Origin of the sequence: Microbacterium sp., assembly GCF_029263575.1 — a bacterium.
Taxonomy (GTDB): domain Bacteria; phylum Actinomycetota; class Actinomycetes; order Actinomycetales; family Microbacteriaceae; genus Microbacterium.
This window is the reverse complement of sequence record NZ_JAJUFV010000130.1, coordinates 1-8160: the sequence shown is the minus strand read 5'-3', so window position 1 is coordinate 8160 and position 8160 is coordinate 1. Positions and strand designations below refer to the sequence as shown.

The window sequence follows — 8160 nt, the reverse complement described above, 5'->3', positions numbered from 1 at the left end:
GAGGACGCGACCCTCGTCGAGGTCAACCCGCTCGTTCGCACCGAAGAGGGCGACATCATCGCTCTCGACGGCAAGGTCACCCTTGACGACAACGCCAGCGAGATCCGCCACCCCGATCACGAAGCACTCGAAGACAAGGGCGCGGCTGACCCGCTCGAGGCCAAGGCGAAGGAATCGGGCCTGAACTACGTCAAGCTCGACGGCGAAGTCGGCATCATCGGCAACGGCGCGGGCTTGGTCATGTCGACGCTCGACGTCGTCGCTTACGCCGGTGAGAACCACAACGGCGTAAAGCCCGCGAACTTCCTCGATATCGGTGGCGGCGCCTCGGCAGAGGTCATGGCGAACGGCCTCGACGTCATCCTCGGCGACCCGCAGGTCAAGTCGGTCTTCGTCAACGTTTTCGGTGGCATCACCGCGTGCGACGCCGTCGCCAACGGCATCAAGGGCGCGCTCGAGACGCTCGGCGACACCGCATCGAAGCCGCTCGTCGTCCGCCTGGACGGAAACCGCGTCGACGAGGGCCGCGCGATCCTCGCCGACTACGCCCACCCGCTCGTCACCCTCGCCGCCACCATGGACGAGGGCGCCGACAAGGCCGCCGAGCTGGCGAACGCCTGACGCGAAGAGACCGAAGAGAAGGATTAGAGAAATGTCGATCTTCCTGAACAAGGATTCCAAGGTCATCGTCCAGGGCATCACCGGCGGCGAGGGCACCAAGCACACCGCTCTCATGCTCAAGGCCGGCACCCAGGTCGTCGGTGGCGTCAACGCGCGCAAGGCCGGCACGACCGTCGAGCACACAGCCAAGGACGGCAGCGCTGTCGAGCTTCCCGTCTTCGGCTCGGTCGCCGAGGCGATGCAGGAGACCGGCGCTGACGTGTCGATCGCGTTCGTTCCTGGTGCCTTCACCAAGAGCGCGATGATCGAAGCCATCGATGCTGAGATTCCGCTGCTCGTGGTCATCACCGAGGGCGTGCCGGTCGGCGATGCGGCAGAGGCGTGGGCCTACGCGAAGAGCAAGGGCAACAAGACCCGCATCATCGGCCCGAACTGCCCCGGAATCATCACGCCGGACGAGTCGCTCGTCGGCATCACCCCGGCCAACATCACCGGCAAGGGCCCGATCGGCCTCGTGTCGAAGTCGGGCACCCTGACCTATCAGATGATGTTCGAGCTGCGTGACCTGGGCTTCTCGACCGCCATCGGCATCGGCGGCGACCCGGTCATCGGCACCACGCACATCGACGCTCTCGAGGCGTTCGAAGCTGACCCCGAGACGAAGGCGATCGTCATGATCGGCGAGATCGGCGGCGACGCGGAAGAGCGCGCGGCCGAGTACATCAAGACGAACGTCACCAAGCCGGTCGTCGGCTACGTCGCGGGCTTCACCGCTCCCGAGGGCAAGACTATGGGCCACGCCGGTGCCATCGTCTCGGGCTCGGCGGGCACGGCGCAGGCCAAGAAGGAAGCGCTCGAAGCAGCGGGTGTCAAGGTGGGCAAGACCCCGTCTGAGACCGCTGACCTGATGCGCGCGATTGTGGAGGGTCTCTGATCGCGAAGCGATCGCGAGCTGGTTTCTGAACAAGGAGCGCAGCGACGCGTCGAAGGACGTCGAAGCGCTGTAAGAGCTCTTCTCAGATCAGGGTCCCGGGCTGCGGCTCGGGACCCTTTCTGTGCTCTGAGACCGGCAGGGCGTTCAGCAGTACATCGAGCGCCGCGTGGGCGTTCTTGCGCGCGGCGGTGTCGCTGGTTCGCTCAGAAAGCCAGAGGGCGAGTTCATTCATCGCGCCGGACAGTGCGGTTGTCAGGGCGTCGAGGATTTCGGGCCGAATGCCGGCTTCGGCCAATCCGGTGCGTAGTTCGGCCGCGGGGCCGCGAGCGTCGTGCGCTCGCCACTGGCTCCAGCTCAGCGCCGCCGGCCCTTCGACCAGAAGCACGCGAGCGGCCGAGCCCTGTGTGATCGCATCGAGAAAGGCATGGCTGCCTGTGCGAAGGGCTTGGTGGGCGGCGACGCCGTCGGTCGCGTTCGCGATCGCGGTGGCGATGGCGTCCTGCTGCGCGGCGACGACAGCGGAGAACAGGCCTGATTTCGAGGCGTAGTGGTGGTAGACGGCACCACGGGTGACACCGGCTGCGGATGCGATGCCGTCGATGGACGTGTTGGCATACCCGTGCTCGGCGAAATGCGCGGCTGCGGTCTGGAGAACTCGGCGCGCGGTCTCGGCGGCATCGGCGGCGCTGGCTCGGGGCATGGTCTTCCTTTACCTACGTTGTGTATGTATTCTAATGGCGCCGATACAAACACACTGTATGTAAAGAGGAAAGATGAACATCACAAGCTTCTATCCGGTGCTGATGGTCGACGACGTCGCGGCGTCGGCTGATTTCTATCGCCAGGTTCTCGCGTTCGAGACGACATTCGAAGCCGATTGGTACGTGAGTCTTCGCTATGACGGGGGAGAGCTGGCGCTACTTGATCGCGCACATGAGACCATTCCCGCCGGCTTCCGTGAGCCCGTGCGCGGGCTTCTGCTGAATGTCGAGGTCGAAGATGCGGCGGCCGAGCAAGCTCGCATGGTCGGCGAGCTGCAGCTGCCTGAGCGTCTCACGCTGCGCGATGAAGACTTCGGGCAGCGTCACTTCATCGTCGAGGCGCCCGGCGGCGTGCTGCTCGACGTGATCCAGCCGATCGAGCCCTCCGCTGAGTTCCTCGCCGCGTACGCACAGGGGTGACGCGGTCACGCACGGCGCAGCATCCACTCGACAAGCGCACCCGGACGGTTCGTGATGATGCCGTCGACGCCCATCGAGGTCAGCGCCGCCCAGTCGGGATCGTCGTCGTGTGTCCAGACGAAGACCCCGAGGCCCGCCCGGTGGGCGAGGTCGACGCCGCGCGGGCCCACGCGGTTCGGGTTGACCGCGTCTGCGCCGATCTTCTGTGCCGTGGCCACGATCGAGGAGTCGATGGTCTTCGTGAGCCATCCCACCGGAAGGCCGGGCGCGACCTGAGCGATGTTGGCGACCGTCTTCTTGCTGAAACTCTGGGTGATGACCTCGCCTTCGAGTCCGGCATCCTGAATCATCTCGACGGTTCCAGCGACCTCAGTCGCCGACCACGCGCCCTTGTACTCGATCACCACGCCGGCGTCGCCCGCGGCAGCATGGGCGAGCACCTCGTCGAGCGTGGGGATAGCGGTGCCGGCGAAGGAATCATCGAACCAGGATCCGGCGTCGAGCGAGCGCAGCTCATCGATGGTCAGCTCGGCGACGAGCCCTTCACCGTCGGTCGTGCGATCCACTGTCTTGTCGTGAATGACGACCGGAACCCCGTCGGATGACAGTCGCAGATCGATCTCGAAGTACTCAGCGCCAGCCTCGGCGGTCGACGCGAAAGCCGGCATGGTGTTCTCAGGCGCGGCCTGTGAATCGCCGCGATGGCCGATGATCGCCCCGATCTCGCCCGGCTCACGCAGGGAAAGGAACGGCTGCAGGGTCAACGCCTCATTCGGAAGCAGCGGACGCAGAGCGTTCGTCGTGGTGGCTGACCTATCGGAGTCGACTGGCTGTGCGAGAGCCTCAGGTGCCGACGAAGAGAGTGTCGTGACCGCCGTCCACAGTGCGATGCCGATGATTCCCGTAGCCCACAGGCGTCGACGATGAACGCTCATAACGGCATCCTGTCAGAGGACGAGGCTCGCGTCGAGACCTAATCGTTATATTTGGCGGCGGATGCGGGAAACGACGGTGGGGCGGATGCCGCAGCATCCGCCCCACCGAGTAAGAAATGTCAGATCCCGACGCCGAAGAGCGCCTCGATCGGCCCGCGGGCGAAGAACAGCACGAAGCCGACGCCGACGATCCATAGCAGCGGGTGGATGGTCTTGGCCCGGCCGGAGAGGGCGTTCACGACGATCCAGCTGACGAAGCCGGCGCCGATGCCGTTCGCGATCGAGTACGTCATCGGCATCACGGTCGCGGTGAGGAAGACCGGCAGCAGCACACGGAAGTCACCGAAGTCGATGTGCTTGATCTGGGTCAGCATCATCGCCCCGACCAGCACGAGCGCGGCCGCGGCGACCGCGCCGGGAACGAGTGAGGTCAGCGGCGTGAAGAACATCGCCAGCAGGAACAGCCCGCCCGTGACCACGGTCGCAAAACCTGTCCGTGCGCCCTCGCCGATGCCGGAGCCCGACTCGACGAACACGGTCGCCGATGATGACGACGTGCCACCGCCCACGATCGCGCCGACGCCCTCGACCACCAGCGCCGACTTGATGCGCGGGAAGTCGCCCTTCTCATCGGCGAGACCAGCCTCGTTCGCCAGCCCGGTCATGGTTCCCATGGCGTCGAAGAAGTTCGAGAACACGAGCGTGAAGACGAACATCACCAGGGCGACGACGCCGACCTTCGAGATGTCGAAGCTGAAGTCGACGGCACCAATGAGGCTCAGATCCGGCAGGCTCATGATGCCGCCGGCGAATCCGAAATCGAGTCCGAACGGCCAGATCAGGTTCGCGATCGCGGCGATCACGGTGCCGCCGACGAGGGCGATGAGAATCGCACCGCGGAGCTTGATGGCGATGAGCACACCGCCCAGCAGAAGCGTGATGACGAACAGCAGCGTCGGGATCGTCGCGACGGAGCCGTCGACGCCCAGCCCCACCGGCGGGGAGGCCTGCTCGGTCGAGGTGACGAACCCGGCGTTCACGAAGCCGATGAAGGCGATGAACAGCCCGATACCCACCGTGATGGCGAGCTTCAGCTGCACCGGAACGGCGTCGAAGATCATCTTCCGAAGCCCCGTGGCCGCCAACAGCACGATGATCGCACCGTTGATCATGACCAGCGCCATCGCCTCGGGCCAGGTCACCGACCCGACCACCGAGAACGCCACGAAGGCGTTGATCCCGAGCCCCGCGGCGAACGCGAACGGCAACCGTGTGACGAGGCCGAACAACAACGTCATGACACCGGCGGCGAAAGCCGTGGCCGCGGCGACGGCAGAACCATCGAGCACCGTGCCCTCGACATCCGGCGTCGAGAGGATGATCGGGTTGAGGATCACGATGTAGGCCATCGTGACGAAGGTCACAATGCCGCCGCGCACCTCGGTGCCGATCGTGGAACCGCGTTTGCTGATCTCGAAGAAGCGATCGAACGCGTTCTTCGGCTCGGATGTGTGCTCGCTCGTGGGCGAAGGGGTTGTTGTCATCGGGAGACCTCCGAGGGAGACAGTATCGTGTCCGCGGCTCACGCGCGCGCCCCCGCGAGGCAGTCAGGTTCTCGTCGTAGTCTCGTGGAGTCATGCAACGCCTCCTCGTCGCGATTCTCGCCGCCGTCGACGCCGCCATCGCGGCAGCCGTCGGCCTGGCCGTGCTGCTCGCGCCGTTGACGCTGCTGTGGACTCTCGCCTTCGGTTCAGCGGCTGACTGGGGTGCGCTCTGGCCCGTCGCTGGCGCCCTGTGGCAGTTCGGACACGGGGTTCCGCTCGACATCGTGATCGGCGACACCATCGTGTCGGCGGTCGGGATATCGCCGGATGCCGCGAGCTTCACGCTCTCGCTCACACCGCTCGCGTTCCTCGTGTTCACGCTGCTGTTCGCCGCGCGGTCGGGCACCCGAGCCGCGCGCTCCGGTGCGTGGATGCTCGGCGTCGTCGCGGGAACTGTGGCTTTCGCAGCCATCGCCGTCGGTGTTGCACTGAGCTCCGAGGTGCAGGCTGCTCGGGTGCTGCTGTGGCTGGCGGTGGTCTTGCCCGCGGCCATCTACCTTGTCGGCGCACTGGGCGGCGCCGTTCACTACGCCTGGCGCGAGGGCGACGGCGGCGTGATCGATCGTCTGCACGATCGGGTCGACGCCTGGGGTGACGAATGGAACGCGGTGCCCGCCGCGCTCGTTCGCGGCGCAGCCGCCGTGGTTGTCGCCCTGACGGGCATCGCCGGGCTCGGCATCGCGATCATGGTGCTGCTGCGCGGTGGAGACGTCGTCGCGCTGTTCGAGGCCGCTCGCGTCGATGCGACCGGTGCCACCGTGCTGACCCTCGGACATCTCGCCTATCTGCCGACGCTTCTCGTCTGGGCTCTCGCCTGGATCGCCGGGCCCGGGTTCGCCCTCGGCACGGGAACGGCTGTCTCGCCGGCGGGCACGCAGCTCGGCGTCGTGCCCGGCATCCCGGTGTTCGGTCTGCTGCCGGAGAACAGCTCGTTCTGGATGCTGATCGTCGTGCTGCTGCCGGTCGCCGCAGGGGCTTTCGCCGGCTGGATCGTGCGCTCCCGTCTCGTGTGGGAGAACTCCGCCCAGCGCCTCGCGCCTCGCGCGGTTATCGCATTCGGCATCGCCGTGCTCAGCGCGGGCGCGGTCGGCATCGCCGCGGTACTGGCCTCGGGGTCGATCGGGCCGGGGCGGATGGCCGAGGTCGGCCCGCACGCCGGGTGGACCATGCTCGCCGTCGGAGTCGAGGTGGCGATCGGCGCCGCGGTGCTACTGCTGGCGCCGCGACACCGTGACGAACTCGCCGAAGAGCGCACAGACCGCTGGATCGCCGAGATGGGCGCATCGCCGACGACGGATGCCGATAGGGCAGCTGCGGCGAACGACGCAGCCTCCGATCCGGATCAGAACGACACGCAGCCGCTCGACGAGCACGGGTTCTTCGGGGACGGCAGCACCTCCGCACCCCGCTAGACTGGCCGGGTGCTCACGGTCGCTGTTCTCATCTCGGGGGCGGGCTCTAACCTGCGCGCGCTCCTCGAAGCCGCCCGCCACCCCGACTTTCCGGCACGGATCGTGGTCGTCGGCGCCGACCGTGAAGCTGACGGTCTCGCACACGCCGAAGAATTCGGCATCCCGACCTTCACGGTGCCGTTTCGCGCCTTCGAGACCCGCGAGGCGTGGGGTGCCGAGCTCGCCGCGCAGCTCGACCGCTGGGAGCCCGATCTCATCGTGCTCAGCGGACTCATGCGACTCCTGCCGGCGCCCGTCGTGGCGCGCTACAGCCCGCGCATCATCAACACGCACCCGGCCTATCTGCCGGAGTTTCCCGGCGCGCACGGCGTCCGTGACGCGCTCGCCGCGGGCGCTGAGCAGACCGGCGCCAGTATCATCGTCGTCGATGACGGCATCGACGCCGGGCCGATCCTCGCCCAGGAGCGGGTGCCGGTGCTGCCCGGTGACTCTGAGCAGACCCTGCACGAGCGCATCAAGCCCGTCGAGCGGCGTCTGCTGATCGACGTCGTCCAGCGCATCGCCACGGGCGACCTCGCCCTCTCGAACTGACCGCCCGACACTGAACCGCACGAACAACGCAGAAGGAGCTCCCATGGCCGGCCCGAGCCACGACTCGTCCCTGTACCGCGAACGCGACGCCGTGCCGATCAGGCGTGCGCTCATCTCCGTCAGCGACAAGACCGGTCTGCTCGAGCTTGCCGACGCCCTTGCCGGCGAGGGCGTCGAGATGGTCTCCACCGGTTCGACGGCCGCGACCATCCGTGAAGCGGGGTACGACGTCACCGACGTCGCCTCGGTGACGGGCGTCGCCGAGATGCTCGACGGACGAGTCAAGACCCTGCACCCCAGCATCCATGGGGGGCTGCTCGCCGATCTTCGCCTCGAAGACCACGAGCGTCAGCTCGCCTACCTGGGCATCTCTCCCTTCGAGCTCGTCGTGGTGAACCTGTATCCGTTCGTCGAGACCGTCGCCTCGGGAGCGAGCGGTGACGATGTCGTCGAGCAGATCGACATCGGAGGCCCCGCCATGGTGCGTGCCGCGGCGAAGAACCACGCCAACGTCGCCATCGTCGTCTCTCCCGAGTCGTATCCGGCGATCGTCGAGTCGCTCACCGCTGGCGGCACGACCCTCGTACAGCGGCGCGAACTCGCCGCGCGCGCGTTCGCGCACACTTCGGCGTACGACACGGCCGTGGCCGCCTGGTTCGCCGAGGGAACGCTCAACGACGGCGGCGAGCTGCCCGAGCACCTCACCATCAAGGCCGAGCGCCTGTCGACCCTTCGCTATGGCGAGAACTCGCACCAGCGCGGCGCGATCTACACGCGCGTCGGTGGGCACGGCATCGCTCAGGCGGTTCAGCTGCAGGGCAAAGAGATGTCGTACAACAACTATGTTGATGCCGACGCCGCGCTGCGTGCCGCATTCGACAT

The 8160-nt window shown here is 66.9% G+C and carries 7 protein-coding genes and 2 pseudogenes; 6 read left to right on the top strand and 3 right to left on the bottom strand.

The features are described 5' to 3' along the window. A pseudogene (locus tag Q1J95_RS12275) lies at nucleotides 1–621 on the top strand (succinate--CoA ligase subunit beta); the annotation flags it as partial. 31 nt (nucleotides 622–652) lie between these two features. Beyond that, nucleotides 653–1555 carry a succinate--CoA ligase subunit alpha gene (gene sucD, locus Q1J95_RS12270; protein ID WP_300267937.1) on the top strand — a complete coding sequence of 301 codons (903 nt, stop codon included), beginning with the start codon at nucleotides 653–655 and terminating at the stop codon, nucleotides 1553–1555. An 82-nt stretch (nucleotides 1556–1637) separates the two neighbouring features. Here the strand turns inward: sucD and Q1J95_RS12265 are convergent, their stop codons facing one another. Continuing rightward, nucleotides 1638–2255, bottom strand: a complete 618-nt coding sequence (locus Q1J95_RS12265) for a TetR/AcrR family transcriptional regulator (RefSeq protein WP_300267935.1) — start codon at nucleotides 2253–2255, stop codon at nucleotides 1638–1640. Between the two features lie 73 nt (nucleotides 2256–2328). Between Q1J95_RS12265 and Q1J95_RS12260 the strand changes: the two genes are divergently transcribed. Then, a complete protein-coding gene (locus tag Q1J95_RS12260; protein WP_300267933.1) occupies nucleotides 2329–2736 on the top strand; it encodes a VOC family protein in 408 nt (135 codons plus the stop codon). 5 nt (nucleotides 2737–2741) lie between these two features. Here the strand turns inward: Q1J95_RS12260 and Q1J95_RS12255 are convergent, their stop codons facing one another. Then, the gene (locus tag Q1J95_RS12255; protein WP_300267930.1) at nucleotides 2742–3671 is read right to left on the bottom strand and encodes a glycerophosphodiester phosphodiesterase family protein; all 930 of its coding nucleotides are present in this window, start codon (nucleotides 3669–3671) and stop codon (nucleotides 2742–2744) included. 119 nt (nucleotides 3672–3790) lie between these two features. After that, on the bottom strand, nucleotides 3791–5215 hold the full coding sequence (locus tag Q1J95_RS12250) for an NCS2 family permease (protein WP_300267927.1): 1425 nt from the start codon (nucleotides 5213–5215) through the stop codon (nucleotides 3791–3793). 92 nt (nucleotides 5216–5307) lie between these two features. Here Q1J95_RS12250 and Q1J95_RS12245 point away from each other — a divergent pair, with 92 nt between their 5' ends. The 3 genes and pseudogenes from Q1J95_RS12245 to purH all read left to right on the top strand — a co-directional run. Further along, the gene (locus Q1J95_RS12245; RefSeq protein ID WP_300267925.1) at nucleotides 5308–6687 is read left to right on the top strand and encodes a DUF6350 family protein; all 1380 of its coding nucleotides are present in this window, start codon (nucleotides 5308–5310) and stop codon (nucleotides 6685–6687) included. Between the two features lie 9 nt (nucleotides 6688–6696). Beyond that, the gene (gene purN, locus Q1J95_RS12240) at nucleotides 6697–7278 is read left to right on the top strand and encodes a phosphoribosylglycinamide formyltransferase (protein WP_300267923.1); all 582 of its coding nucleotides are present in this window, start codon (nucleotides 6697–6699) and stop codon (nucleotides 7276–7278) included. Between the two features lie 43 nt (nucleotides 7279–7321). Continuing rightward, nucleotides 7322–8160: pseudogene (gene purH, locus Q1J95_RS12235) on the top strand (bifunctional phosphoribosylaminoimidazolecarboxamide formyltransferase/IMP cyclohydrolase); the annotation flags it as partial.

Excerpts from the sequence above, each read along its gene's own strand:
- Q1J95_RS12255 (WP_300267930.1), bottom strand. The coding sequence starts at position 3,671 with ATGAGCGTTCATCGTCGACGCCTGTGGGCTACGGGAATCATCGGCATC.
- sucD (WP_300267937.1), top strand. The coding sequence starts at position 653 with ATGTCGATCTTCCTGAACAAGGATTCCAAGGTCATCGTCCAGGGCATC.
- Q1J95_RS12245 (WP_300267925.1), top strand. The coding sequence starts at position 5,308 with ATGCAACGCCTCCTCGTCGCGATTCTCGCCGCCGTCGACGCCGCCATC.
- Q1J95_RS12265 (WP_300267935.1), bottom strand. The coding sequence starts at position 2,255 with ATGCCCCGAGCCAGCGCCGCCGATGCCGCCGAGACCGCGCGCCGAGTT.
- Q1J95_RS12260 (WP_300267933.1), top strand. The coding sequence starts at position 2,329 with ATGAACATCACAAGCTTCTATCCGGTGCTGATGGTCGACGACGTCGCG.
- Q1J95_RS12250 (WP_300267927.1), bottom strand. The coding sequence starts at position 5,215 with ATGACAACAACCCCTTCGCCCACGAGCGAGCACACATCCGAGCCGAAG.